The following is a 25544-nucleotide window of genomic DNA, read 5'->3' as shown; positions in this document are numbered from 1 at the left end:
GTTGTTTCGTAAATTTCGGAAAATCGCTCTTCACTAATGGGTAAATTGATTAAATGTTTAGGGATTCAGAAGGTTACAGTGAGGCTTGTAATATGCTTTTTTATTTTGGTCGGGCAGAGATCAGTTAAAAACATCCATTGCCTTATCAAGTTCTTCGTTTACGATTTTGGCATATACCTGGGTGGTTTTGATGGAAGCATGGCCCATGAGCTTTGAAACGTACTCGATGCGCATGCCTTTGCGGAGGGCACGGGTTGCCCAGGTGTGGCGGGAGGTGTGGAAGTGGAGGTGTTTGGTTATGCCGGCGTCTTTTGCCAGGTCTTTCAAATCGGTGTTGGTATAGGCGGTGATGCTGCTGATGGCCTGGTGGAGGACTTTGGGTTCGGAATAATTTTTTTCGTTGCTGAGAAAGGGGAAAATGTAATGAGCCGGTGCCTGTGATGGGGTCTTATATAAGCTGATAATCTCAAGGGCTTTCGTAGGCAGTTTGATTGAGATTACAGCACTGGTTTTGGTAGTGGCCATTAGGATGCGTTCACCGTCGAAATTTTCCCAGCGGAGCTTGATAATATCGGAAATGCGCATACCTCCGGCATAAGCAGCGAAAACATACATGTTGCGGTGGTGATATTTCATGGAACCGGTTTCGAGGTTGAGGTCTTCGAGAGCTTTTAGTTCATCTTCAGTTAGAAAGGCTTTTTCGGTGTTCTGCCACTTGAGCTTATAGCGGAGGAAGGGGTTTTTCTCGTAAGGCAATAGATCATCGTTTATGGCTTCGTTAATGATCCGGCGGATGATCTTCATGTTTGCATTTATGGTGTTGGGAGAATTGCCCAACTTGTCACGTAGATAGGTTTCGTAGTTTTTGAGGAAGTAAACATTGAGATCGTCGAAGGTGAAGTCCTTCTTGCCAATGTATTCCTTTAGCTTGGCGATTATGGCTTTGACGCGGTTATATGAGCCTATGCGGCCTTGCTTTTCAATCTCGGCAGCATACCTATCGGCATAGGGGATAAATTGCTCGGTTGTCTTTCCGGTGATGGCCTGCTTGATGCTTTTGGGAGTGACATACTTGGAATTGGTTTCCATATCCAGCGATACGGATTGGGCATCGGCGATTTTCTTGGCCAGGTAACTGTTCAAGTAGACGGAATTGGGGTGCGATTTGCGGACCACCTTATCACTTTCGTTCCAGTATTTGGGCAGTATGGAAACTCCCAGGGAAATGAATTTTGCCTTGCGGTCTTTGATAATGCGGAGGTAAATTGGTACTTCTCCGTTAGATTTTGCTTTTTTGGTTCTAAGTATTATCTTTGTGGTCGCCATGGAAGTGTTATTTATGTAAAGGTACAACAATTATTGATAGGTACAACAATAGGTACAACAAATGTTACTTTTGGTTGCTTTTTGGAGCATTGTGATGCTTTGGTGTAATTTATAATAATCTGTATATCAGTGTATTGATTGTAAGTGAGTGCAAGAGAGTGAGGGGTGTTGAATCCCAGCGGGATCACAACTTTAAGCACAACGCTTTCAATAAACGCTAACTATCAAGTAGTTAGCGTTTTTTTATTCCCCTGCCCTACCCAAAATTCTCATTAAATCTCAACTATTAGGGTACCAATTCGGGTACCATTAATGTTCTATAGATACTGTCACAAATAACTTCCATAAGGTTTGGCTGAAGCCAAATGTAAAAGTCTAACTAGACCATGCAACACTTTTTATATTTTTTACCGCTGCCACAAGGGCATGGTTCGTTCCTGCCTATTTTCAAGAATCGGGCTTGTGTTGGTTGATCATAGGATACATCTTGATCATCAACACTTTCATCGAAATCATTGTCATCGTTCTGATAGCCCGCCCAGGAGCTTAGAATGTCATCATACATTTCAAAAATTGTGAAATCATCTCTCTTAGGACTGCAAGCTAACGTTTCATCAAAGGCCTTTTCTACAGCCTCACAATCGCCTACGATGCCGATAGCAACATGTTTCTTGTCAAAAAGAACTCTTATGATAGGCAAGAGTTCTTTCAAACCGCAATCAATTGTATCACTGATGGCAAGGCCTATAAAATTAGTATCAATCAGATTATCCTCTTAAATCAGATCCTTAAAAATATATCTTACATCGGACTGCACCATTAACAAGATTCCCCAACTTTTGCCCCGCCCATTTTTTTATCCTAAGTTTGCAGCATAAAATGTAACATGAAAGCCGTGGGAGTTGAATTGTGAGTAATGAGCGGTGAAGAGGCATGAGCACCTAAACACTCTAAACACCCTAAACTCACTAAACATTTTAAACACCTGAATACACTAACACCTTAACACAATAAAAAGAAGATGAAAATAACCGTCGTTGGATCCGGCTATGTTGGATTGGTTACCGGAACTTGTTTCGCTGAAATTGGCATTGATGTTACCTGCGTAGACATTGACAAGGAAAAAATTGAAAAGCTAAAAAAAGGCATCTCCCCAATTTACGAACCGGGCCTTGATGAAATGCTTGCCCGTAACATCGAAAAAGGCCGTCTGCATTTTACCACTGATTTAACAAGTTGTGTAAATGATGCAGAGGTGATTTTTTCCGCTGTCGGAACTCCACCCGACGAAGATGGCAGCGCCGATCTGCAATACGTGCTGGATGTTGCCCGCACCGTCGGCAACGTAATGAACAAGCATTTGATCCTTGTAACCAAGAGTACGGTTCCCGTTGGTACAGCGATCAAGGTGAGGAATGCTATCCAGGAAGAATTGGACAAGCGTGGCGAAAAACTCACTTTCAATATAGTTTCGAACCCTGAATTTTTAAAAGAAGGCGCCGCCATTGACGATTTCATGAAACCCGACCGCATTGTTGTGGGCGTTGAATCGGAACATGCAAGGGAAATCATGGCCAAACTTTACAAGCCCTTCACGCTGAATAATCATCCTGTACTTTTTATGGATGTGCCTTCGGCCGAAATGACCAAATATGCCGCCAATTCGATGCTGGCTACCCGCATCAGTTTTATGAATGACATTGCCAATCTTTGTGAAATCGTGGGCGCCGATATCAATATGGTTCGCAAAGGAATTGGCAGCGACTCCAGGATCGGCCATAAATTTCTTTACGCCGGTGTAGGTTATGGCGGCTCCTGTTTCCCAAAGGATGTGAAGGCTCTAATCAAAACCGCCGAACTCAACCATCACCCGCTGAGAATCCTCAAGGCTGTTGAAGATGTGAATGACGACCAGAAAACTGTGTTGTTTAAGAAATTGCAAAAGTATTTTAATGGCGAACTCAAAGGCCGGACCATTGCAATGTGGGGACTTTCATTCAAACCACAAACTGATGATATGCGCGAAGCCCCTGCGCTGGTATTGATTGATCTGTTGCTGAAAGCCGGTTGTAAGGTAAAAGCCTACGATCCTGTGGCGATGGAGGAAGCAAAACGCCGCATTGGCAATGTGATCGAATATTCAAAAGATCCTTACGATGCTTTAATTGATGCCGATGCAATGCTTATGGTTACAGAGTGGACTGAGTTTCGGTATCCGAACCTGAAGGTGCTAAAAAAACTGTTGAAAACACCTGTGGTTTTTGATGGGCGTAATATCTACGACCCCAACGACATGCTGGAAGCCGGAATTGATTATTTCAGCATCGGGCGCAAGGTCAATAAAAAATAAAACAATGAAAAAACGCATCCTGGTTACCGGTGGCGCCGGATTTCTTGGTTCGCACCTTTGCGAACGCCTGCTAAGCGAAGGGCATGATGTAGTGTGCCTGGATAACTATTTTACCGGCCAGAAACAAAATGTAGTGCACTTGTTGAAGCATCCGTTTTTTGAGATGGTCCGGCATGATGTTACAATGCCTTACTATGTGGAGGTTGACGAAATTTACAACCTGGCCTGTCCGGCATCGCCAATCCATTACCAGTTCAACCCGATTAAAACGGTGAAAACCTCGGTGATGGGCGCTATTAACATGCTTGGAATTGCAAAAAGAATCAAAGCCAAAGTGCTGCAGGCATCCACAAGCGAGGTGTATGGCGATCCGGAAATCCACCCGCAAACTGAAGAATACTGGGGCCATGTGAACCCGATTGGCGAAAGGGCCTGCTACGATGAAGGCAAAAGGGCTGCGGAGACTTTGTTTGTTAATTATCACAAACAGAATAAAGTAAGAATTAAAATTGTTCGGATTTTCAATACCTTCGGGCCACGGATGCATCCAAACGACGGGCGTGTTGTTTCAAACTTCATCGTGCAAGCGCTTCAGAATAAAGACATCACCATGTACGGCGATGGAACCCAGACCCGCAGTTTCTGCTATGTGGACGATATGATTGAAGGTCTAACCAAAATGATGAACACAGGTGATGAAATTACCGGACCTATTAATATTGGCAACCCCGGGGAGTTTACTATTCTTGAACTCGCAGAAAAAATAATCAGGCTTACTGGTTCTAAATCGAAAGTAGTATTTATGCCCTTGCCTTCTGACGATCCCATGCAACGCCAACCTGATATCAGCAAAGCAAGGGAAATACTTGGCTGGGAACCGAAAATCCCTTTAGAGGAAGGTCTGGTAAAAACCATTCAGTATTTCAGGGAAACTCTAACTTTGTAATCCTGTGAGGCTTTCTCAAAATTTAATTTTAACCGCTAAGACGCAAAGACGATAAGAAAGCTATATTAAACTCCAATTATTCGCGCCTTTGCGCCCTTGCGGTAAAAGAAATAACAGTCACCATGAAAAACATCTTGGTAACAGGCAGCAACGGTCAGCTGGGAAATGAGTTGAGAAACCTTTCAATCCATTATCCCAACTTCAACATGATCTTCACCGATCTGCCTGAGCTGGATATTACCGAACGAATCGCATGCGAATCATTCATCAAAAAGCACAACATTGATTTCCTTATTAATTGTGCTGCCTACACGGCTGTTGACAAAGCCGAAAGCGAACCTGAACTTGCCTTTAAACTCAACAAAGAAGCGCCAGCAATACTTACAGAACTTGCTGCAAAACATCATTTCACACTGGTGCATTTTTCCACCGATTATATTTTTGATGGGCAGCATTTCGAACCGTACACCGAACAGGATACTCCTAACCCGTCATCAGTGTACGGGAAATCGAAATTGGAAGGCGAAACGGCAATTTTGAATTCCGCCTCTTGTGCCATTATCATCCGAACCTCTTGGTTATATTCTGCTTATGGGCATAATTTCGTTAAAACCATTTTGAGGCTTGCAAGGGAAAAGGAGATTATCAACATCGTTTACGACCAGGTTGGAACGCCAACCTACGCTGCCGATCTGGCGAAGTGCATATTGGATATGTTGAAAAGTAGAAAAATTGAAGGTCAACACATTTATAACTATTCCAACGAAGGCGTTTGCTCATGGTATGATTTTGCCAATGCAATTATTGAGTTACGCGGTTTACAATGTAAGATTGTTCCGATCAGATCAGCAGACTACCCGACAGCAGCCCCCAGACCACCCTATAGCGTTCTTGATAAATCTAAGATCAAAAAAGATGTTGAAATTCATATTCCGTGGTGGAAAGACAGCCTTGCACTCTGCCTTCAATTCATGCAAAAACAAATTTGATTGAATGTACGTTTACCGAAATAGCAATATAGGGTTTAGAATGTAGAATATTGAATTTGGAATTTTGAATAAAGATTACACCAACAAACCTTAAATCAAATGAAACCAACCGATCCGGCAATCATTACCAAAGCCCAGGCATGGCTTAGTGAGCAATTTGACGAAGAAACCCGCGGCAAAGTCCAGCGCCTCATTGATGATGATAAGGAAGAACTTACCGACTCATTTTACAGGCACCTGGAGTTTGGAACTGGCGGACTGCGGGGCATTATGGGTGTGGGAACCAACCGCATGAACAAATACACGGTGGGAATGGCCACTCAAGGCCTGGCAAATTATGTAATAAAATCATTTCCGGGCAAAAGCCTTAAAGCAGCCATCGCTTTCGACTCGCGCAACAATAGTCCGTACTTTGCAAAAATCACTGCCGAGGTATTTTCAGCCAATGGTATCCAGGTTTATCTGTTCAATGAAATTCACCCTACCCCTGTCCTCTCCTTCACCATCCGCCACCTTGGTTGTCACACAGGTGTAATGGTTACGGCTTCGCACAATCCCAAAGAATACAACGGATATAAAGTTTATTGGAATGATGGTGGCCAACTGGTTCCTCCTCATGATAAAAACGTTATCAGCGAAGTGCAGAAAATCACTTCGCCTGCCGAAGTTAATTTCATCAGCCGTCCTGAACTTATATCCGGCGTTGGCGAAGAAGTTGACAGAGCTTACATAGAAGCAGTAAAAGGTTTGACCCTCGCGCCAGAAGCCATTGCTCGTCAAAAAAATTTCAAAATCGTTTTTACCCCGATCCATGGAACCGCGGTACATCTGGTGCCGATTTGCCTGAGGGAGTTTGGTTTTAAAAACATTTATGGTGTGGATGCACAAAATATCCCGGATGGAAACTTCCCCACCGTCATTTCACCGAATCCGGAAGAACCCGAAGCGCTGTCAATGGCCATTGAAAAAGCCAGGGAAGTAGATGCCGATATTGTGATGGCTACTGATCCTGATGGCGACCGTGTTGGGATCGCAGTGAAAGACAATCATGGGGAATTTATACTGCTTAACGGTAACCAGGCTGCTTCGGTGCTGATCTATTATCTGCTACACAAATGGCAGGAAAAGGGCTGGCTCACTGGCAATGAGTTTATTGTGAAAACAATTGTAACCAGCGAATTGCTTTCAAGGATCGCACAGAAATACAAAGTTGAGAGTTTCGATGTGCTTACCGGCTTCAAATACATCGCTGAAATTATCAGGGAACTCGAAGGGAAAATGAAGTTTATCGGAGGCGGCGAAGAAAGCTATGGTTATCTTGTTGGTGATTTTGTGCGCGATAAAGATGCAGTGGTTTCATGCTGTATGCTGGCAGAGGCAGCAGCATGGGCTGCAGATCAGGGTAAGTCGTTTTTTGATGTGCTGCTTGATATTTATATTGAATTTGGTTTCTACAAAGAGAAACTTTTATCAGTAACAAAAAAAGGAAAAGCCGGCGCTGAGGCTATAGCGGCCATGATGGATAACTTCAGGCGTATTCCACCACAGGAAATAGCCGGCACCAGGCTCGAAATAATCAAGGATTATCAGAAACAACTGGAAATGAACCTCGCAACAGGAATCACCAGCCCAATTGATTTGCCGGCATCTAACGTTTTGCAGTTTTTCCTGGCCGATGGCAGCAAAATTGCCATCAGGCCTTCAGGTACTGAACCAAAAATCAAGTTCTATTTCGGAATCAGGGGCGAACTCTCTAATCGCCAAAGCTTTGATGCCACTGATAATCTGATGGAAGAACGCATCAACCGTATTATAAAAGATATGGAGATCTAGTTCGTGTGCGGCGTTTGATGTTCGGCGTTTCGGGTTACCCTGCCTGAACGAATGTTCATTCGAGCAGGGGTTCAAAGTTCCAAGTTCAAAGTTCCGGGTTCGGCGTTTCAGCTCCTGGTTACATGTTGCTTGTTTCATGTTTCTTGTTTCTTGGCTCTTGTGTCTTCATTCTTGGCTCTTGTGTCTTGTTTCCTGGGTCATGTAATTCTCATATTTTCAGGGTATTTTATCTCTGTGAGAAAAAGCCCTTCGGCGGGAACCGAAAACCCGGCTAATTTTCTGTCGCCAGTTTCGATAATTCGTCGCAAATCGTTTAATGATATTTTTCCACGGCCTAACTCTGTTAATGTACCTACAATTGCACGAACCATGTTTCGAAGGAAGCGATCGGCGGTAATTTTAAATGTCAGAAGCTGTTCGTGTTGTTCCCATCTTGCATGCATGATGCTGCAGATATAGGTTTTTACCTGAGTATTTGACTTCGAGAAGCAGGCAAAATCATTGTATTCGAGTAGGATGGCAGCTCCCTGGTTCATCAGGTCAATATCCAGTTGCCGGGTGTTGAACCAGGCACGGTTCACAAGAAACGGATCTTTACTCCGGCTGATAATATATTCGTAGGTTCTTGAAATTGCGCTGAACCGCGCGTGCATATCTGGATTAACCTGGAACACTTCGTAAACGGCGATGTCTTTCGGAAGTATCCCATTTAGACTGAAAACAAGTTGTTCGCATTCCTCAGAGGAAATACGCTGTCCCACATCAATATGTGCATAAAACTGCCGGGCATGTACTCCCGTATCTGTGCGTCCCGCACTGTGCGCCATTATTGGTTTCCTCAATACAGTTGAAAGCGCATCATTCAAAACTTGTTGTACAGTGATGCCATTTGGCTGAATTTGCCAGCCATGATAAGCTGTTCCGTCATAAGCCAGGTAAATGAAATAGCGGGGCATTATCTAAGTTTCAAGAAGCGAAAGTAAGGATTTTCATTTTATACTTGCCGGTGAACACATTATTCTATCTTCAGGCATAAGCAAAAAGTAACAAGCAACAAGTATCTAGCAACTTAAACACCTACTGATATTTAGATCAATTATAAATTAAGCTATTACAGCGAAAAAGAGACTGTATTGTTAATTTTATAACAAACAGAATGGTTATTTTTGCAAATCATTGTTAGTGGGATAACAGTACATCTATATAATGCTATATTTTACAACAACTTAATAAACTACGGAGGATAAATGTCAAACACTGAACTTTTAGTTAAAGAGCTGGTAAAGCAGCATGGCAAGACCCGCAACAGTCTCATGGCTGTCTTACAGGGTGTTGTTCAGGAAGAGAGGTTCCTGTCAGAAGACGCCATGATCGCTGTAGCAAGGGAATTGGATCTGGCTGCTGCCGATGTTTACGGTACAGCGTCTTTTTACACCTTCCTTGATACAGTACCACGTGGAAAAAACATCATCAGAGTGTGCAAAACAATTACTTGCCACATGAAAGGTAAAGACGAAGTATTACTTGCACTCGAAAACATGCTCAAAATCAAAGTTGGGGAAACCACCCATGACAAAAGGTTCACCTTATTAACAGCCAACTGTCTTGGCTGGTGCCATAAAGGCCCCGTGATGCTTGTTAATGATGAGATCTATCCAGAGTTAACGCCTCAGAAAGCTATAGAGATCATCGAAGAATACGCTAAACATCACTAATAACAAAGAGAATAAAAACATTAAAACTATTCTAACATGGACAAGCCAATTAAAAAAGTTGATATCATTTTTGAGATAGGTGATGACTATAACGCACTTGATGTACTGGACAAAGCATTGGCACGCCCTGCTGATGACATTGTCCTCGATCTGATTGACTCCGGACTAAAGGGACGTGGTGGCGCGGGCTTCCTCACAGGCCTCAAATGGAAATTCACAAAAAATGAAGACAGCGATATTAAATACGTGATCTGCAATGCCGATGAAGGCGAGCCTGGCACTTTTAAGGATCGTGAAATACTCGACAGGGTTCCTGAAAAAGTATTTGTGGGAATGGCAATATGCGGTTACGTCATCGGGGCACGTGAAGGATATATCTACCTGAGGGGCGAATACAACTTCCTCGTTAAAAACCTGCTGAATAAACTCGAAACATTCAATAAACAATTGAAAGAGCGCAATCTTGACTTTGTGATCGGAATCCGGTCAGGAAGCGGCGCCTATGTTTGCGGAGAAGAAAGTGCATTGTTTGAATCAATGGAAGGTCATCGTGGCGAACCTCGAAACAAACCCCCCTACCCAACAGTTGCCGGCTACAACAAAAAGCCAACCGTTATTAACAATGTTGAAACCCTGGTTTATGTAGCTATGATCACCAGACTTGGCGTCAACAGGTTCAAGGAACTTGGAACTAAGGATTCACGTGGGTCAAAAGTGTTTTCAGTTTCAGGGGACACGCCAATTCCAGGCATCTATGAATTGGAATTAGGCATGCCGCTCAGTCAGTTTGTTGATGAATTTGCTGATGGTGATGCCAAGGCAGTTCAGGTTGGAGGCGCGTCCGGCAGTTGTGTTCCAAGAAAAAAATTCGGCGACACGATTATTGGGTTTGAAGGCATACCTACCGGAGGTTCAATGATGATATTCAACAGTTCGCGATCAATGTACAACGTGCTTCACGATTATCTTGAATTCTTCACTGAAGAATCCTGCGGACAATGCACACCCTGTCGTGTTGGATGTCAACAGCTTCTGAAAGGAATAGAAGCGGTGAAGAGAGGCGAGAAACCACCAGCATATCTTGATGAGCTTAAAAAACTTACCGCTACCATGCGCATCGCAGCCAAATGCGGGCTCGGACAGTCAGTTGGCAATCCCTTCAACTCAATCATTGACAATTTCAGGGAAGAAATTATTTACTAGTCAAACCTTTAAAGATTAAAACAATGAGTAAATATCTGGTAAATCTTAAAATTAACAATACACCAGTCTCTGTTGAGGAGGGTACCACCATACTTCAGGCTGCAAGGCAAATCAATTTCCGTATCCCAACATTATGCGATCACCCCGATCTTAATGTTGCTGGCAATTGCCGCGTTTGTGTGGTTGAAGTGAAAGGTGGAAGGCTGCTTGCTGCTGCTTGCGCTACCCCGGTCTCAGAAGGAATGGAAGTATTCACAAACAGCGAAAAGGTAAGAACCTCTCGCAAGCACATCATCGAATTATTATTGTCAGAACACAATGCCGATTGTACCAAATGTTTCAAGAATGGGCATTGCGAGCTTCAGGACCTCTCCAGTGAATACCGGGTGGGCGATCATGTTTTCCTCGATCTGGTGAAACCTAAGGATAAAATCCAGGATATCAGTTCACCTTCAATCGTTAAGGATGATAGTAAATGTGTTCGCTGCCAGCGTTGTGTTCGCACATGTACCGATCTTCAGGCTGTAAGCGCACTGGCTGTTATAAACAAAGGTGATCATCAGAAGATTTCCACTTTCATGGGAAAACCAATGCATGATGTGGTTTGTACAAACTGTGGTCAGTGTATCAACCGTTGCCCAACCGGCGCCCTAACCGAACGCAACTATATCGAAGAAGTTTGGGATGCCATTTACAACCCCAATAAATTCGTTGTAGTAGAAACCGCACCAGCCGTTCGTGTTGCTTTGGCCGAAGATTTAGGTTTTGATCCTGGTCTGCGCGTTACAGGCAAACTAGTATCAGCTTTGAAGAAAATCGGGTTCAACAAAGTACTTGATACAGATTTCACCGCCGACCTTACCATCATTGAAGAAGGCACCGAGTTACTTACCCGCCTTAAACGGGCTTTGGTTGACAAAGACGAAAAAGTTGTATTACCAATGATGACATCATGTTCACCAGGTTGGATCAAATTCCAGGAACACATGTTCCCCGGATTGCTTGGCAACCTGTCCTCTTGCAAATCACCACAGCAAATGTTTGGTGCTCTTGCAAAAACTTACTATGCCGATAAAATTAATATCAAAGCACAGGACATGATCGTTGTTTCCATTATGCCCTGCACCGCCAAGAAATTTGAAGCCGGCCGTCCCGAAATGCGCGACAGTGGTTATCAGGATGTGGATTTCGTTCTTACCACCCGCGAGCTTGCTATGATGATAAAACAAGCAGGCATTGATTTTGAAAAACTCGAAGATGAACACTACGACAGCGTATTAGGCGAATCAACCGGTGCTGCCGTGATTTTCGGTGCAACAGGTGGAGTTATGGAAGCTGCCCTTCGCACAGCATACGAGATTGTTACCGGCCGTGAAGTTCCATTCACGAACCTGAATATTAATCCGGTGCGTGGAATGGAAGGAGTAAAAGAAGCCAGCATAAAAATCAAGAATGTGAAACCCGAATGGAGTTTCCTCGAAGGTGTTGATCTGAATGTTGCGGTAGCTCACGGCCTTGCGAACGCTAAAATCCTGATGGAAAAAGTTCATGCAGGTGAATCTAACTATCACTTTATTGAGATTATGGGCTGTCCGGGTGGATGCCTTGGTGGTGGTGGCCAACCAATTCCAACTACACCAGAGATCAGGAAAAAACGTGCCGAAGCCATTTACTCTGAAGATGAAGCCATGGTGCTGCGTAAATCGCATGAAAACCCTGAAGTCAATGGCTTGTATAAAGAATTTCTTGGTGAAGCTAACAGCCACAAGGCTCACGATTTATTGCACACACATTACAAACCTAGAAAGCGCTACTAAATCTTGGAAATCTAAATTAGAAGCCGTCTCGACTCTGAGACGGCTTTTTCATTTAAATTAAGCTGTCAAAAATGGGTTTTCGTGCTATCATAAGCAAGTAAAAGCTAGTATTATTTGGATCGTAAATTGCTAATTGAAAAACAATTAAACACATTTGTGTTATTTTATTAACATTGTGAATATTTTCACAATAATATTTGGTCAGCATGTTTTATATCACTACTTTTGCATCGTGATTATTGGTTTGGTTAGTAATCAATAAGCCGGTTGAACGAAAACAATTAACTAAATGAAAATCCGGGAAATAGCATCAGTACTAAATGCAAAGATTGTTTGTGGAGAACAGTATGCTGATAAAGAAACAGCATATGCTTTCTCATCCGATCTGATGAGTGATGTATTAACTACTAAGAAAGACTCCCTGTTGCTGATTACCGGGCTGGCAAATGTGCAAACTATTCGCACAGCGGAGATGTCAGATATTCATTGTATTGTTTTCGCGAGAGGGAAAAGAGTAAGCGATGAAATGATTGAACTTGCAACGGAAAATGAAATGGCTCTGGTGGAATGCAGGTATTCAGTGTTCAAAACTAGCGGCATGCTATATGCCGCGGGGATCCAACCGGTTTATTGATTACATTTTTGTGTGCTTATTATGGAACCAATGCATATGCACTTTGAAGTCGAAGGTGGCAATTTCTCGAGAGCCGGATATGCATCCAGCGAGATCAAGAAAGTGCTTAAGAAACTCAATGTAAATGCACAAACAATTAAAAGAATTGTGGTCTCATCGTATGAAGCCGAAGTTAACATAGTTGCACATGCACGCAAGGGTAAGATTAGCGCCACAATTGACAATGATAAAATAGTTCTCCAGTGCAATGACGAAGGACCAGGTATTCCCGATATCGAAAAGGCAATGCAACAAGGATTTTCAACAGCATCGTCCGAAGTCAGAGAAATGGGATTTGGAGCTGGCATGGGACTTCCAAACATCAAGAATAACGCAGACAAACTGGAGATCAATAGTGAAGTAGGCAAAGGAACAAATGTAAAGATTACCATCGCTTTATCGTCTGAAACAAATTGAAATGAAAAGCAACGGATTCCATCATGCACTTACGTTTTGCAAGGAAACTTGTGTAGGATGTTCACATTGTATGAAAGTCTGCCCTACACAAGCCATTCGCGTGCACAACGGTAAAGCGGAACTTATGCCGAACCGTTGCATTGATTGTGGTGAATGTTATCGTGTGTGCCCGGTTGATGCCATCAAAGTTGAACAGGATGACTTCGATTTTATTTTCAACTACAAATACAGGGTAGCGCTCGTACCAGGAGTTTTATTGGGTCAACTATCAGAAGAGATTAACCCACGGCAAATCTACAGTGTATTGATGGAACTTGGTTTCACACATGTGTGCGAAGCCGAAACCGGTGCTGAGATACTCAAGCACGCCATGGAAAATTACGTAAGTAAGAATCCGGATATCCGTCCATTAATCTCTGCATTCTGTCCTGCTATTGTTCGTTTGATCCAAGTAAAATTCCCCTCATTGGTGAACCATATTATCCCGATGAAGCCACCGTTGGACATCGCGGGTCTTTACTATCAGGAACTACTTAAGAAACAAGGCGTAAATGAGGACGAGATAGGGTTATTTTACATCACACCCTGTGCAGCAAAAATAGCAGCGATTAAAAGCCCCGTAGGCGAAGTTAAATCTGTCATCAATGGTGTGATTAATATGGACTTTGCGTTCAACAAAGTGTTGACCACCATTAAGCAATCCAAATCACCAAGCTGCTTTGTTCCTTCTGACTCATATTTAAGTCCCCAGGCAATTCTTTGGAGCCTTACTACTGGTGAATCATCAAATATGCCGGGGCGTAGCCTGGCAATTGACGGGATCAATAACGTGATTGAATTTTTGGAAGAACTGGAAAACGAAGAAGTCAGCAACATTGATTTCCTTGAACTCAGGTCCTGCGATGAGAGTTGCGCGGGCGGTATACTCACCAGTACCAATCGGTTCTTCACAGCCGAAAGACTCAGAAACAGGGCAAAATCTGCCAATAGAAAACCTGATAAGACAGAGGTTGGTATGGAAATCCGTGATTTCAACGATTACCTGGTTGATCATCTAAAAATTGAGAAAATTGAGCCCCGCTCCATGCTTAAACTTGATGAAAACATCAAAGGCGCTTTGGAAAAAATGAAAAAGGTGAACGAGTTGATGGAGATACTTCCTTATGTGGATTGTGGAATCTGCGGTTCGCCAACATGCCAGTCGCTGGCCGAAGATATTGTGCGTGAAGAAGCTGAAGTAAGCCGATGCATCTTCATACAGCGCATCCTTGAGCAAAAAGGAACATTTACTCAGCAAGAATCAATTGATGTTATGAAAGAGATTTGGGGAGAAAAGAAATTGGATAAGGATTTGAAATAAATAGAATGCGGATAAAACGGATTATACGGATTATCACGAATAAAATCAGTGCAAATCATTTCAATCAGCGTCATCAGCGTTCCAATAACAAAATAAAATGAAAGCATTTAAAGTAAACGAAATTATCGAAGCCCTCAACCTCGAGGTTCTGAGTGGCGAGAAGGGTTTGGATCGAATTATAACAGGTGGTTATGTTTGCGACCTGCTCAGTGATGTGATGGGAAATTCAAAGGAAGGACAAATCTGGATCACACTGCAAACACATAAAAATGTTATGGCCATTGCTTCTTTACGCGATTTGGCTGCAGTGGTGCTTATCAATGGGTTCAAACCCGATGCTGATACCGCTGCACAGAGTGAAATCGGGAATATTCCAATTCTTGGAACCAAGGCCCCAGCTTTTGAGATCGCAGGAAGATTGCATGAACTAATAAACGGATAATGAGAACCTTCCGGGCTGATCTGCATATTCACACCTTGCTCTCCCCTTGTGGCGACCTGGAAATGAGCCCGGCAAACATAGTAGCAAAAGCAAAAGTGAACCAACTTGATATCATAGGCATCACCGATCATAACAGCACCAAACATTGCCGGCTCACACGAAAACTGGCAGAAAAAGAAGGGATAACGGTTTTGTGTGGCGCTGAGGTCACCACAAAAGAAGAGGTGCACTGCCTGGCGTTCTTTGAAACAGATGATACACTGGCATTATTTCAACAATTTCTTGAAAGACAATTGCCTCCGGTAATGAACGAAGTGCATCGTTTTGGATACCAGGTGGTGATTGACGAAGAGGAAAACATCGTAGAAGAAGTGGAAAAACTGTTGCTGACTGGTTTGCATGCCGGTATCAACAAGGTTGAACAAATGGTTCATGAACTGGGTGGCATTTTTATTCCGGCTCACGTTGACAGACCCTACTACAGCATTCTGAGCCAACTCGGATTTATACCGCCGGATCTGAAAGCCGATGCACTGGAAATTTCAAGGCTTACAAACCCGGAAGATTTCGACAGGCAACAAGGATTGAATCAGCGCTTCACTTTCCTGAAAAGCTCCGATGCCCATTACATCAGTGACATTGGCAGGGCCTATAGCCAAATGTGGCTCGAAGCGCCAACCTTCAGCGAAATAAAGATGGCATTGGTCAACGAAAAAGGACGTTACGTGAAAATACAATGAAAGACCTGGCCTTACATATTCTCGATATTGTGCAGAACTCAATTACTGCCGGAGCCAAACTCATTGAAATAAATATCAATGAGAACGTTTCTGGAGATTTAATTGAGATTAATATCAGGGACAATGGCAAAGGCATTCCGGCAGAAATGCTGGCAAATGTAACCGATGCGTATGTGACTTCGCGTACAACCAGAAAAGTAGGTTTGGGACTGCCGCTTCTAAAGCAAAATGCAGAACAAACTGGTGGCAGTTTATCAATTCAGTCCGAACCGGGAAAAGGCACAGAAGTAAAGGCGATGTTTGCTGCCGATCATATTGACCTGCCTCCCTGGGGTGACATTTCAGGAGTAATAATTCTGCTTGTCACAGCCAATCCTGATCTCGATTTTTCATACCTTCACCGCTCAAAAACAGGAGGGTATGTATTTGACACTCGCGAGATCAAAGCCGAACTTGAAGGGGTTTCAATTGATGAACCGGAAGTAAGAAAATTTTTAAAAGAGATGCTCAACGAAAATCTTGAAGAAATAAAAGCCCTTAAATAAATTCAAAATTTAAAATTAAAATTCAAAACCGAAATACCAAACAACAAATTAACTAATTAACCAGTCAACTACAGCATCACAGTATAACAGCATCACAGCAACACAGCATCACAATAAACACAAAAGAGAAAAAATATGTCTAAAATCAAATCACTGGCCGATCTCAAAAAAATGAGAGATGAAGTACGGTTAAAAATCACGCTCAGGGAAAGGAGCGACAGCCCCGACGAAAGAGTACAGGTAAAGGTAGCCATGGCCACCTGCGGCATCGCATCCGGCGCCAAAGATGTTATGGAGTTTATGATTGACTCGTTTGAGAAACGCAACATTGACGCCGTGGTCACACAAACCGGCTGCATGGGCTACTGTTATGCCGAGCCTACCCTGGAAGTTAAGGTTCCGGGTAAAGACCCCATTGTATTCGGTTTTGTTGATCTGAACAAAGCCGACGAAATCATTGAAAAATATATAAAAAACGGTGAACTGCTCGAGGGTATCATTCCCGTAAACTATCAAACCATTGACGAATAACAAGCGGAGGAAAAAAGAATGGCAAAATACAAAATGCACATGCTCGTTTGCGCAGGAACCGGCTGCCATGCTTCACAGAGTGATCTGCTGCTCAGCAACCTTAAAAAGGAAGTTGCAAGCAGGGACCTGGCCGACGAAGTACAGGTAATTGGCACCGGCTGCTTTGGGTTCTGCGAAAAAGGGCCTATTGTAAAGATCATCCCCGATAATACTTTCTACACAGAAGTAAAACCCGAAGATGCCGGCGAAATCGTTGCCGAGCATGCACTTAAGGGCCGTAAGGTTGAGCGCTTGCTTTATACCGACCCCGTAAAGAAAGAGCATATCAGCGATTCAAAGCACATGGGTTTTTACCAGAAACAATTGCGTATTGCTTTACGCAATTGCGGTTTCATCAACCCCGAAAACATTGACGAGTACATTGGTCGCGAAGGTTACGAAGCCCTCGGCAAAGTACTCAGTGAAATGACGCCGGAACAGGCAATACAGGAAATCATGGACTCAGGCTTGCGTGGACGCGGCGGTGGCGGTTTCCCAACCGGCCTCAAATGGCAAATCACCAACAAGGTGCAAGCCCACCAGAAATATGTTGTCTGCAATGCCGATGAAGGCGACCCCGGAGCATTCATGGACCGTTCCATCCTGGAAGGCGACCCTCACAGCGTACTAGAAGCCATGGCCATTTGTGGTTACTGCATCGGTGCAACCAAAGGCCTGGTATATATTCGCGCTGAATATCCACTGGCCATCGAACGCTTGAAAATCGCCATCAACCAGGCACGTGAATATGGCCTGTTAGGCAAGGATATTTTGGGAACCGGTTTTGACTTTGATCTGGAAATCCGTTATGGTGCAGGAGCATTCGTTTGCGGTGAAGAAACAGCGCTTATCCATTCAATGGAAGGCCATCGTGGCGAACCTACCTTTAAACCGCCTTTCCCATCCGAACATGGCTACCTTGGCAAGCCCACCAATGTAAACAACGTTGAAACTTTTGCCAATATTCCTGCCATTTTCAACAAAGGCGCAAAATGGTATGCTAGCATAGGAACCGAGAAATCAAAAGGAACCAAGGTTTTCGCACTCGCAGGAAAAATCAACAACGTTGGTTTGATTGAAGTTCCTATGGGAACTACCTTGCGTGAAGTGATTTTTGAAATTGGCGGAGGCATAAAGAACGGCAAGAAATTCAAAGCGGTTCAAACAGGTGGCCCGTCGGGTGGCTGTTTAACTGAGAAACATCTTGACACGCCCATTGATTTTGACAACCTGATTGCCAACGGATCAATGATGGGATCGGGCGGTATGATTGTCATGGACGAAGACGACTGTATGGTTGCGATGGCCAAGTTCTATCTCGAATTTACCGTGGAAGAAAGCTGCGGAAAGTGTTCGCCTTGCCGGATCGGTAATAAGCGTTTGTATGAAATGCTTGAAACCATTACCCAGGGTAAGGGAACAATGGATGATCTTCAAAAATTACGCAACCTCAGTGTTGTCATTAAAGATACCTCACTCTGCGGTTTGGGTCAAACCTCTCCGAACCCGGTGCTCTCAACCATGGATAATTTCTGGGAAGAATACCTTGCCCACGTACAGGATCATAAATGTCACGCCAGCCAGTGTAAGGCCTTGCTTCGTTACGAGGTGGTTCCTGAAAACTGTGTCGGATGCACCGCCTGCGCCCGTAACTGTCCAGTAAACTGTATCAGTGGCGAACGCAAAAAGGTTCACTTTATTGATCAGAGCCTGTGTATAAAATGCGGCGCTTGTGAGGAGAAATGTAAGTTTGACGCCATACGCGTGATTTAAACCGGAGGAAGTAAAATGGAAAAAATAAAACTGAATATAGATAATACAATTGTTGAGGTCGAAAAAGGAACCACAATCCTGAAAGCTGCTAAGCAGATTGATATTGAAATTCCGACTCTTTGCTACATGCACCTCGGCGACATGAATATTGAACACAAACCCGGAGGTTGCCGTATTTGCGTGGTGGATGTGAAAGGCCGCCGCAACCTGGCTCCTGCCTGCGCCACCGAATGTGCGGAAGACATGGAAGTGCAAACCCACAATATCAGGGTGCTGAATGCCCGCAAAACCGTAATGGAGTTGATTTTATCCGATCACCCATTTGAATGCCTTGTTTGTGCGAAGTCAGGCACCTGCGATCTGCAGCACATGGCTATCAAAATGGGTATCCGCGAAATCCCTTACAAAGGTGAACAAAGCACGTATAAGGAAGATACTTCGCCTGCAATTATTCGCGATGTGGATAAATGTATCATGTGTCGCCGCTGCGAAACCATGTGCAACGAAGTGCAAACTGTAGGTGTGCTCTCGGCCATTAACCGTGGATTTATGTCGGTTGTAGCACCGGCTTTCGAACGCAACCTCGACCACAGCGAATGCACTTATTGCGGACAATGTGTAGCCGTATGTCCCACCGCTGCTTTAACCGAAGTGGATCACACCAACCAGGTTATTCACCATCTTGCCGACCCTACAAAGACCGTCATCGTGCAAACCGCTCCGGCAGTTCGCGCAGCCTTGGGCGAAGAATTTGGAATGGAACCTGGCACGCTGGTAACCGGGAAAATGGTAGCTTCATTGCGCCGTCTTGGTTTTGACTATGTTTTTGACACCGATTTTGCCGCCGACCTCACCATCATGGAAGAAGGCGCGGAACTATTGGATCGACTCACAAAATATCTGAACGGCGACAAAGAAGTGAAACTTCCAATGCTGACGTCTTGCTGCCCGGGTTGGGTGAACTTTTTTGAACACCATTTCCCTGATATGATTGATATTCCGTCAACGGCACGCTCACCTCAACAAATGTTTGGTGCTATAGCCAAGACCTACTTTGCTGAGAAAATTAACGTGAAGCGCGAAAACCTGGTCGTGGTTTCTATCATGCCCTGCGTGGCTAAGAAATACGAATGCACCCGCGATGAATTCAGCGTAAACGGAAATCCCGATGTGGATTATGCCCTTTCGACCCGCGAGCTGGCCAATTTGATAAAACGCGCCAACATCAACTTCAACAAACTGCCAGATGAAGAATTTGACACACCAATGGGAGAATCCACTGGCGCCGCCGTTATTTTCGGAACCACTGGCGGTGTTATTGAAGCTGCCACCCGCAGCGCTTATGAACTGCAAACAGGCAAGAAGCTCAAAAAAGTTGATTTTAAACAATTGCGCGGCATGGAAGGTATCCGTTCAGCTAAGGTTGATTTTGATGGTTTAGAACTCAACATTGGGATTGCACACGGATTGGGCAACGCACGCAAACTGCTTGAAGACATCAGAGCAGGCAAGAGTCAGTACCATGCCATTGAAATCATGGCCTGCCCGGGAGGTTGTATCGGTGGCGGAGGCCAGCCCCTGCACCACGGTGATTCATCCATACTGAAAGCAAGGCAGAAAGCCATTTACCAGGAAGACAGTGATAAGCCCATACGTAAATCGCATGAGAACCCATCCATCATTAAGTTGTATGAAGAGTTTCTTGGCAAACCGCTCGGCGAAAAATCGCATCACCTGCTGCACACGATTTATTTTGATAAGAGTAAGAAACCGATTGAGATCGAGGAGTAAAGACCCAAGTCTCAAGTCCCAAATTCCAAATTCCAAGGAAATCCGAAATCGGAAATCGTCAATCGGGAATTATAGATAAATGATCAAATTATAATTATCAAACAAAAGACATGACTTCAATAAAAGTTAAACTCAAAGAAAAAGACGTTGAGCAACTAACACAGGTTTGCCGTGATTTCAATAATGAAGCCGGCGAACTCATCAACGTGCTACATAAGGCCCAGGGTATTTTTGGTTATTTGCCAGCCGAGGTCCAGGAGGTAGTCGCACGCGAATTAAATGTTTCAGTGGCTAAGGTTTATGGAGTGGTCACCTTCTACTCTTTCTTCACCATGACCCCAAAGGGCAAACATCCGATTTCTATCTGCACCGGTACCGCTTGCTATGTGCGTGGCGCCGAAAAAGTATTGGATGAGTTCAAGAAAAGGCTCAACATCAAAGTGGGTGAAACCTCACCCGATGGCAAGTTCTCGCTCAGTTGTCTGCGTTGCGTTGGTGCCTGCGGCCTCGCACCTGTAGTGCTCATAGGAGAAAAAACCTATGGCCGCGTTTCACCGGAAGGGGTGAAGGATATTTTGAAAGAATACGAGTAGAAAGTGGCAGGAGGCAGTGGCAGTGGCAGTCTACCTACAACAGTGAATAGCTGATTTCAAGATTATAACAATCAGTAGATAATACTCCGTAAGTTGGTTGGTTTGCAGCCCTGTCATCGCCTTGCGTATGATGGGGCTGCTTGGTTTCCGGGGCACCCTTCTCCAAATTGGTTACTGGGTCCAGTTCTCAATATTTAAGTTCGGAATTCTGCTAAAGTACTTATGATTGTTAGTAACAAGTGTCAATTCATTTTCAATAGCGACACCTGCAATCAGCAAATCAATATCATCTATAATATTACCAGTTTGCCGAAGCGAGGAATATAATTCTGCAGAAATCCTAGATGATTTTTGAGTCAATGGGATGATTTTGTTGTCATTTACAAACTGCTCAAAAGATTCCAACAGCTTGAAAGCCTTCTTTGCAAGCAAACCGCTTGCAATTTCATAATAGGTTATCAAACTGATTTCTATGAAATCGAAATGCTCAAGGTTAGCTTCAAAATGATCAATTACTTTTGGGTTACCCTTAAAGTAATAGGACAAGATGTCCGTATCAATCAGCGCTCGTTTCATTGGTTCTACGGGTATTCTTCTTTCTTCTGGCACTTAATTCATTGGTAAATTGATGAAGCACATCGTCATCCAAGTCTTTCAACGCTCCAGCATAAGAAAGTATTCTTTTCTTTCTTGTATTCCCGGATTCCAATTTTTTCAGATACTTATCAATCCTTGTAAGATGTTCTTCAGGGATTTGCTTGATTTTTTTAAGAATCTGATTTCTTATTTTTGCTGCTGTCGTCATTGTTTTGAACATCTATAACATTAAGAAATACAAATGTACATCTTTACTAAGAAACTACTATCTGCCATTTTATTAATTAGAAAAAGGCAGACTAAACTACAAAATGTAATTTTCAGGACATGAATCACAATAATTAAGTTGATTGTCAGTCCTGTCATCGCCTGGCGAATAATGGAACTGCTGGTTTCGGGTCAACCAAAAATTGTGCTCACAACATGTCCGAACACTTCCATTCTCTTGGCCTCTGAGTAGAGAAAAACCTCTACCTTTGCACCCGATTTAAGATCATATAAAAATGTTACAGAAATTAGAAGCATTATATAACCGGTGGAAAGAAATTGAGCAACAGCTCAACGACCCCGGTATTATGAGCGATATGAAGCGTTATGTGAAGTTGAACCGCGATTACAAGGATTTGCAAGCAGTTGTGAACGCGTATCTTCGTTATAGCAAGATTGAGAGTGATCTGGCTTCGGCAAGGGAAGTAATGTACAAAGAAAAAGATGAGGACTTCCGGGCTATGGCCAAGGACGAGATAAACCAGCTTCTTGCCGAAAAAGAAACCCTGGAAGAGGAAATCCAGGTGCTGCTGCTTCCTGCCGATCCGGAGGACAGCAAAAACGCTATCCTTGAAATCCGTGCCGGTACCGGTGGCGATGAGGCCAGCATTTTTGCCGGCGATTTGTTTCGTATGTACACAAAATATTGCGAAACCAAAGGATGGAAAATAGAACTCGTCGATTTTGCAGAAGGAACCGCCGGAGGTTACAAAGAAATTATTGCCAATGTAAGCGGCGAAAAGGTTTACGGCCAGTTGAAATACGAATCAGGCGTACACCGCGTGCAGCGAGTTCCACAAACCGAAACACAGGGACGTGTTCACACATCCGCTGCAACCATAGCCGTACTTCCTGAAGCCGACGAGTTTGACATAGATCTCAGGCAGGAAGATGTGCGTAAAGATACCTATTGCTCATCGGGGCCAGGCGGGCAGTCAGTTAATACAACCTATTCTGCAGTGAGGCTCACCCATGTGCCAACCAATATTGTTGTTCAATGCCAGGATCAGAAATCGCAGATCAAGAATTATGAAAAGGCTCTCGCGGTTTTGCGTTCGCGTATCTACGAGATGGAGCACCAGAAATATCTTGACGTGATTTCTTCAAAGCGTCGCACTATGGTTTCAACCGGCGACCGCTCGGCTAAAATCAGAACCTATAATTATGCACAGGGCCGGGTCACAGATCACCGCATCGGCATGTCAATCTATAACCTGCCTGTTTTTATGGACGGCGATATCCAGGATATGATTGATGCGTTGCAACTGGCCGAAAATGCTGAAAAAATGAAAGAAGCTGTGGCTTGATGAAGAGCTAAAAGTTTAGGAGGTTTATAGAGTTTAGGAGTTTAGATGTTTAATTGTTTATGTGTTAGCATTACGGTTTAAAATCTAAAATATAAGCAACATTACTTGAAATAGACCCATCTTAACCTTTAGCTAATGCGGGACTTTGAATCTTGAATTATGAATCTTAAATCTTGAATTTGAACTATTTATGACCCGAAAAGAGCTCGTTGCCCAAATCCACAAGAAAAAATCCTTCCTCTGCGTTGGGCTGGATACTGATTCTGCTAAAATTCCTCAACATTTATTAAGTTTTGATGATCCCGTTTTTGAGTTCAATAAACAAATAATAGATGCCACCCACGATCTGGCCATCGCTTACAAGCCCAACCTTGCGTTTTACGAAAGTCAGGGAATCAAAGGCTGGACAAGCTTCGCAAAAACCATTGCCTATCTCCGCGAAAACTATCCTGACGTATTTGCCATTGCCGACGCCAAACGCGGTGATATTGGAAACACTTCATTGCAATACGCCAAAGCTTTTCTTGACGATGTGGACGGCTTTGGCTTTGATGCCATCACCGTAGCGCCTTACATGGGATCTGATTCAGTAATTCCATTTCTTCAATACCCTGGCAAATGGGCCATTGTGTTGGCTCTCACTTCAAACAAGGGGGCAGATGATTTCCAGTTACAAGTTTTCAATAACAATGAAAAAGTGTTTGAGCATGTTTTGCAGGTAAGCGCTGGCTGGGGCAATCCCGATAACATGATGTATGTGGTAGGTGCGACACAGGCTCCAATGCTTAGCGGAATCCGCCGCATAATTCCCGATCACTTTTTGCTTGTTCCAGGTGTTGGTGCGCAAGGCGGAAGCTTGGCAGAAGTTGCTAAATACGGGATGAATAAGGAGATAGGGCTGATTGTGAATGCCTCAAGGAGCATCATTTTTGCTTCAAAGCATAGAGATTTTGCTGAGAAAGCCCGCGAGGCTGCAAAAGAAGTCCAGCAGGAAATGCAGGAATTGCTGAAGGACAAATAAAACCAAAATTACCCACCCACAACACTCAACACTTACAGCGTGCGTGTCACTGCATCCCAAATAACTGGGCTTCAATCCCCTCGTACCTCGGGGCTTGTATCCCATAATACTGCAGCACAGTTAAACTGCATTATTCAACAAAGCTTATCCACCCAAACTTGTCTTCTTCATCGCCGAATTGAATTCCAGTGAGTCTTTTGTAAAGCTTTGTAGAAATCGGGCCTGCAATTCCATCTTTGCAGTACTTGAATTCCTGTCCGGTGTCGCGGTCAACAATTCTTTTAATGGGTGATATAACCGCTGCAGTTCCACAAGCGCCAACTTCGTCAAATTCTGCAAGCTCTTGCACAGTTACCGGGCGGCGTTCAACTTCGAGTCCCATATCTGCAGCAAGTTCCATGAGGCTCTTATTGGTGATGGAAGGCAAAATGGTATCAGAAAGCGGGGTAATGTATTTGTTGCCTTTGATGCCAAAGAAGTTGGCAGGTCCGGCTTCGTCAATATATTTCTTTTCTTTCGAATCAACGAACAGTATGGATGCAAAACCCTCTTTGTAAGCACGTTCGCCAGCACGCAAGCTCGCAGCGTAGTTTCCTCCAACCTTGTACTGCCCTGTACCTTTGGGTGCAGTACGGTCGTAATCACGGGCAATCTGAATGCTAACGGGGTTGAAACCTTCTTTAAAATAGGGTCCCACAGGGGTCACAAAAACCATGAAAAGATATTCATCAGCAGGTTTAACACCAACTTTTGGGCCCGAGCCAAAAAGCAATGGCCTGAGGTAGAGCGAAGCGCCGGTGCCATGCGGTGGAATGTATTTTTTATTAAGCTGAACTACCTTAAAGATAGCTTCTTCGAATAATTCTACCGGAGGCTCCTGCATCATGATCCCATAAGCTGATCTTTGCATGCGCTTTGCATTCTCTTCCCATCGGAAAAGCCTGATGCGGCCATCGAGGCCTTTGTAGGCCTTCATGCCTTCAAATGCTTCCTGTCCATAATGCAGTGCCGTGGCAGCCATATGAACACTAATAAATTCTGAGGATGAAATTTCAAGTTGTCCCCACTCTCCATTACGGAAATAACTTCTAATGTTGTAGTCGGTTTTCTGATAACCAAAGGGCAATTTACCCCAATCCAAATTGACCATAATATAGTGTTTTAAGAGTTTAGCGATATTGACAATCAGAGAAGGCTAAATTATAACTTTTTTATGAATTACGGCCGCATTCTGTCTACATTATTTACGACATTTGAGATTCTTATACT

Annotated in this window: 25 protein-coding genes; 19 read left to right on the top strand and 6 right to left on the bottom strand. The window is 43.7% G+C overall.

Annotated elements, in window-relative coordinates:
* Nucleotides 1-120 precede the first annotated feature (120 nt).
* Together IH597_16990 and IH597_16985 are read right to left on the bottom strand one after the other, a co-directional pair.
* Nucleotides 121-1326, bottom strand: coding sequence for a site-specific integrase (locus IH597_16990; GenBank protein MBE0664155.1), 1206 nt, complete (start codon nucleotides 1324-1326; stop codon nucleotides 121-123).
* Nucleotides 1327-1705: 379 nt separating this feature from the next.
* On the bottom strand, nucleotides 1706-1891 hold the full coding sequence (locus IH597_16985; protein ID MBE0664154.1) for an SEC-C domain-containing protein: 186 nt from the start codon (nucleotides 1889-1891) through the stop codon (nucleotides 1706-1708).
* Between the two features lie 456 nt (nucleotides 1892-2347).
* Here IH597_16985 and IH597_16980 point away from each other — a divergent pair, with 456 nt between their 5' ends.
* From IH597_16980 to IH597_16965, 4 genes are all read left to right on the top strand, one after another.
* Nucleotides 2348-3676 (top strand): UDP-glucose/GDP-mannose dehydrogenase family protein, encoded by a 1329-nt coding sequence (locus IH597_16980; GenBank protein MBE0664153.1) that lies wholly within the window; start codon nucleotides 2348-2350, stop codon nucleotides 3674-3676.
* Nucleotides 3677-3680: 4 nt separating this feature from the next.
* Complete coding sequence (locus IH597_16975; GenBank protein ID MBE0664152.1) at nucleotides 3681-4622, top strand: SDR family oxidoreductase; 942 nt, start codon at nucleotides 3681-3683, stop codon at nucleotides 4620-4622.
* A 122-nt stretch (nucleotides 4623-4744) separates the two neighbouring features.
* Nucleotides 4745-5611, top strand: coding sequence for a dTDP-4-dehydrorhamnose reductase (gene rfbD, locus IH597_16970; GenBank protein MBE0664151.1), 867 nt, complete (start codon nucleotides 4745-4747; stop codon nucleotides 5609-5611).
* A 99-nt stretch (nucleotides 5612-5710) separates the two neighbouring features.
* Nucleotides 5711-7444: a phospho-sugar mutase gene (locus IH597_16965; GenBank protein MBE0664150.1), complete on the top strand. Its 1734-nt coding sequence runs from the start codon at nucleotides 5711-5713 to the stop codon at nucleotides 7442-7444.
* 197 nt (nucleotides 7445-7641) lie between these two features.
* Here IH597_16965 and truA read toward each other — a convergent pair whose 3' ends face one another.
* A complete protein-coding gene (gene truA / locus IH597_16960) occupies nucleotides 7642-8400 on the bottom strand; it encodes a tRNA pseudouridine(38-40) synthase TruA (GenBank protein ID MBE0664149.1) in 759 nt (252 codons plus the stop codon).
* A 291-nt stretch (nucleotides 8401-8691) separates the two neighbouring features.
* On the opposite strand from truA, the gene IH597_16955 reads away from it, so the two are divergent.
* The 13 genes from IH597_16955 to nuoE all read left to right on the top strand — a co-directional run bounded on the left by IH597_16955 (nucleotide 8692) and on the right by nuoE (nucleotide 21083).
* A complete protein-coding gene (locus IH597_16955) occupies nucleotides 8692-9159 on the top strand; it encodes an NAD(P)H-dependent oxidoreductase subunit E (protein MBE0664148.1) in 468 nt (155 codons plus the stop codon).
* Between the two features lie 36 nt (nucleotides 9160-9195).
* Nucleotides 9196-10362 (top strand): NADH-quinone oxidoreductase subunit E, encoded by a 1167-nt coding sequence (locus IH597_16950; GenBank protein ID MBE0664147.1) that lies wholly within the window; start codon nucleotides 9196-9198, stop codon nucleotides 10360-10362.
* 23 nt (nucleotides 10363-10385) lie between these two features.
* Nucleotides 10386-12179, top strand: coding sequence for an iron hydrogenase small subunit (locus tag IH597_16945; GenBank protein MBE0664146.1), 1794 nt, complete (start codon nucleotides 10386-10388; stop codon nucleotides 12177-12179).
* Between the two features lie 289 nt (nucleotides 12180-12468).
* The gene (locus tag IH597_16940; GenBank protein MBE0664145.1) at nucleotides 12469-12813 is read left to right on the top strand and encodes a hypothetical protein; all 345 of its coding nucleotides are present in this window, start codon (nucleotides 12469-12471) and stop codon (nucleotides 12811-12813) included.
* A gap of 30 nt (nucleotides 12814-12843) precedes the next feature.
* On the top strand, nucleotides 12844-13269 hold the full coding sequence (locus IH597_16935) for an ATP-binding protein (GenBank protein MBE0664144.1): 426 nt from the start codon (nucleotides 12844-12846) through the stop codon (nucleotides 13267-13269).
* A gap of 1 nt (nucleotide 13270) precedes the next feature.
* Nucleotides 13271-14629 (top strand): 4Fe-4S binding protein, encoded by a 1359-nt coding sequence (locus IH597_16930; protein ID MBE0664143.1) that lies wholly within the window; start codon nucleotides 13271-13273, stop codon nucleotides 14627-14629.
* Between the two features lie 97 nt (nucleotides 14630-14726).
* On the top strand, nucleotides 14727-15071 hold the full coding sequence (locus IH597_16925; protein ID MBE0664142.1) for a serine kinase: 345 nt from the start codon (nucleotides 14727-14729) through the stop codon (nucleotides 15069-15071).
* Nucleotides 15071-15811 (top strand): PHP domain-containing protein, encoded by a 741-nt coding sequence (locus tag IH597_16920; protein MBE0664141.1) that lies wholly within the window; start codon nucleotides 15071-15073, stop codon nucleotides 15809-15811. The genes IH597_16925 and IH597_16920 overlap by 1 nt, the downstream gene beginning before the upstream one ends.
* Nucleotides 15808-16356, top strand: a complete 549-nt coding sequence (locus IH597_16915; GenBank protein MBE0664140.1) for an ATP-binding protein — start codon at nucleotides 15808-15810, stop codon at nucleotides 16354-16356. Before IH597_16920 ends, IH597_16915 begins: the two co-directional genes overlap by 4 nt.
* 135 nt (nucleotides 16357-16491) lie before the next feature.
* The gene (locus IH597_16910) at nucleotides 16492-16887 is read left to right on the top strand and encodes a (2Fe-2S) ferredoxin domain-containing protein (protein ID MBE0664139.1); all 396 of its coding nucleotides are present in this window, start codon (nucleotides 16492-16494) and stop codon (nucleotides 16885-16887) included.
* 18 nt (nucleotides 16888-16905) lie between these two features.
* Complete coding sequence (locus IH597_16905) at nucleotides 16906-18699, top strand: NADH-quinone oxidoreductase subunit NuoF (GenBank protein MBE0664138.1); 1794 nt, start codon at nucleotides 16906-16908, stop codon at nucleotides 18697-18699.
* Nucleotides 18700-18714: 15 nt separating this feature from the next.
* Nucleotides 18715-20490, top strand: a complete 1776-nt coding sequence (locus tag IH597_16900; GenBank protein ID MBE0664137.1) for an iron hydrogenase small subunit — start codon at nucleotides 18715-18717, stop codon at nucleotides 20488-20490.
* Between the two features lie 110 nt (nucleotides 20491-20600).
* Nucleotides 20601-21083 (top strand): NADH-quinone oxidoreductase subunit NuoE, encoded by a 483-nt coding sequence (gene nuoE / locus IH597_16895; GenBank protein ID MBE0664136.1) that lies wholly within the window; start codon nucleotides 20601-20603, stop codon nucleotides 21081-21083.
* A 171-nt stretch (nucleotides 21084-21254) separates the two neighbouring features.
* On the opposite strand, the gene IH597_16890 is transcribed toward nuoE, so the two are convergent.
* Both IH597_16890 and IH597_16885 read right to left on the bottom strand, forming a co-directional pair.
* Nucleotides 21255-21659: a type II toxin-antitoxin system VapC family toxin gene (locus IH597_16890; protein MBE0664135.1), complete on the bottom strand. Its 405-nt coding sequence runs from the start codon at nucleotides 21657-21659 to the stop codon at nucleotides 21255-21257.
* Nucleotides 21640-21888, bottom strand: coding sequence for a hypothetical protein (locus IH597_16885; protein MBE0664134.1), 249 nt, complete (start codon nucleotides 21886-21888; stop codon nucleotides 21640-21642). The genes IH597_16890 and IH597_16885 overlap by 20 nt, the downstream gene beginning before the upstream one ends.
* A 295-nt stretch (nucleotides 21889-22183) precedes the next feature.
* Here IH597_16885 and prfA point away from each other — a divergent pair, with 295 nt between their 5' ends.
* Together prfA and pyrF are read left to right on the top strand one after the other, a co-directional pair.
* Nucleotides 22184-23254 (top strand): peptide chain release factor 1, encoded by a 1071-nt coding sequence (prfA, locus tag IH597_16880; GenBank protein ID MBE0664133.1) that lies wholly within the window; start codon nucleotides 22184-22186, stop codon nucleotides 23252-23254.
* Between the two features lie 190 nt (nucleotides 23255-23444).
* Nucleotides 23445-24275 carry an orotidine-5'-phosphate decarboxylase gene (gene pyrF / locus IH597_16875; protein ID MBE0664132.1) on the top strand — a complete coding sequence of 277 codons (831 nt, stop codon included), beginning with the start codon at nucleotides 23445-23447 and terminating at the stop codon, nucleotides 24273-24275.
* 130 nt (nucleotides 24276-24405) lie between these two features.
* Here pyrF and IH597_16870 read toward each other — a convergent pair whose 3' ends face one another.
* Nucleotides 24406-25425, bottom strand: coding sequence for a branched-chain amino acid aminotransferase (locus tag IH597_16870; GenBank protein MBE0664131.1), 1020 nt, complete (start codon nucleotides 25423-25425; stop codon nucleotides 24406-24408).
* Between the last annotated feature and the right edge of the window lie 119 nt (nucleotides 25426-25544).

The organism is Bacteroidales bacterium (assembly GCA_014860575.1).
Taxonomy (GTDB): domain Bacteria; phylum Bacteroidota; class Bacteroidia; order Bacteroidales; family JAAYJT01; genus JAAYJT01.
The sequence above is the reverse complement of the archived record's forward strand: the minus strand, read 5'-3'. Positions and strand labels throughout refer to the sequence as shown.

Coding starts and splice junctions, on each gene's coding strand:
- truA (MBE0664149.1), bottom strand. CDS start 8,400: ATGCCCCGCTATTTCATTTACCTGGCTTATGACGGAACAGCTTATCAT.
- IH597_16870 (MBE0664131.1), bottom strand. CDS start 25,425: ATGGTCAATTTGGATTGGGGTAAATTGCCCTTTGGTTATCAGAAAACC.
- pyrF (MBE0664132.1), top strand. CDS start 23,445: ATGACCCGAAAAGAGCTCGTTGCCCAAATCCACAAGAAAAAATCCTTC.
- IH597_16950 (MBE0664147.1), top strand. CDS start 9,196: ATGGACAAGCCAATTAAAAAAGTTGATATCATTTTTGAGATAGGTGAT.
- IH597_16980 (MBE0664153.1), top strand. CDS start 2,348: ATGAAAATAACCGTCGTTGGATCCGGCTATGTTGGATTGGTTACCGGA.
- IH597_16975 (MBE0664152.1), top strand. CDS start 3,681: ATGAAAAAACGCATCCTGGTTACCGGTGGCGCCGGATTTCTTGGTTCG.
- IH597_16920 (MBE0664141.1), top strand. CDS start 15,071: ATGAGAACCTTCCGGGCTGATCTGCATATTCACACCTTGCTCTCCCCT.
- IH597_16990 (MBE0664155.1), bottom strand. CDS start 1,326: ATGGCGACCACAAAGATAATACTTAGAACCAAAAAAGCAAAATCTAAC.
- IH597_16955 (MBE0664148.1), top strand. CDS start 8,692: ATGTCAAACACTGAACTTTTAGTTAAAGAGCTGGTAAAGCAGCATGGC.
- IH597_16935 (MBE0664144.1), top strand. CDS start 12,844: ATGCATATGCACTTTGAAGTCGAAGGTGGCAATTTCTCGAGAGCCGGA.
- IH597_16910 (MBE0664139.1), top strand. CDS start 16,492: ATGTCTAAAATCAAATCACTGGCCGATCTCAAAAAAATGAGAGATGAA.
- IH597_16905 (MBE0664138.1), top strand. CDS start 16,906: ATGGCAAAATACAAAATGCACATGCTCGTTTGCGCAGGAACCGGCTGC.
- IH597_16930 (MBE0664143.1), top strand. CDS start 13,271: ATGAAAAGCAACGGATTCCATCATGCACTTACGTTTTGCAAGGAAACT.
- IH597_16985 (MBE0664154.1), bottom strand. CDS start 1,891: ATGTATGATGACATTCTAAGCTCCTGGGCGGGCTATCAGAACGATGAC.
- IH597_16890 (MBE0664135.1), bottom strand. CDS start 21,659: ATGAAACGAGCGCTGATTGATACGGACATCTTGTCCTATTACTTTAAG.
- rfbD (MBE0664151.1), top strand. CDS start 4,745: ATGAAAAACATCTTGGTAACAGGCAGCAACGGTCAGCTGGGAAATGAG.
- IH597_16900 (MBE0664137.1), top strand. CDS start 18,715: ATGGAAAAAATAAAACTGAATATAGATAATACAATTGTTGAGGTCGAA.
- prfA (MBE0664133.1), top strand. CDS start 22,184: ATGTTACAGAAATTAGAAGCATTATATAACCGGTGGAAAGAAATTGAG.
- IH597_16885 (MBE0664134.1), bottom strand. CDS start 21,888: ATGACGACAGCAGCAAAAATAAGAAATCAGATTCTTAAAAAAATCAAG.
- IH597_16965 (MBE0664150.1), top strand. CDS start 5,711: ATGAAACCAACCGATCCGGCAATCATTACCAAAGCCCAGGCATGGCTT.
- IH597_16940 (MBE0664145.1), top strand. CDS start 12,469: ATGAAAATCCGGGAAATAGCATCAGTACTAAATGCAAAGATTGTTTGT.
- IH597_16925 (MBE0664142.1), top strand. CDS start 14,727: ATGAAAGCATTTAAAGTAAACGAAATTATCGAAGCCCTCAACCTCGAG.
- nuoE (MBE0664136.1), top strand. CDS start 20,601: ATGACTTCAATAAAAGTTAAACTCAAAGAAAAAGACGTTGAGCAACTA.
- IH597_16915 (MBE0664140.1), top strand. CDS start 15,808: ATGAAAGACCTGGCCTTACATATTCTCGATATTGTGCAGAACTCAATT.
- IH597_16945 (MBE0664146.1), top strand. CDS start 10,386: ATGAGTAAATATCTGGTAAATCTTAAAATTAACAATACACCAGTCTCT.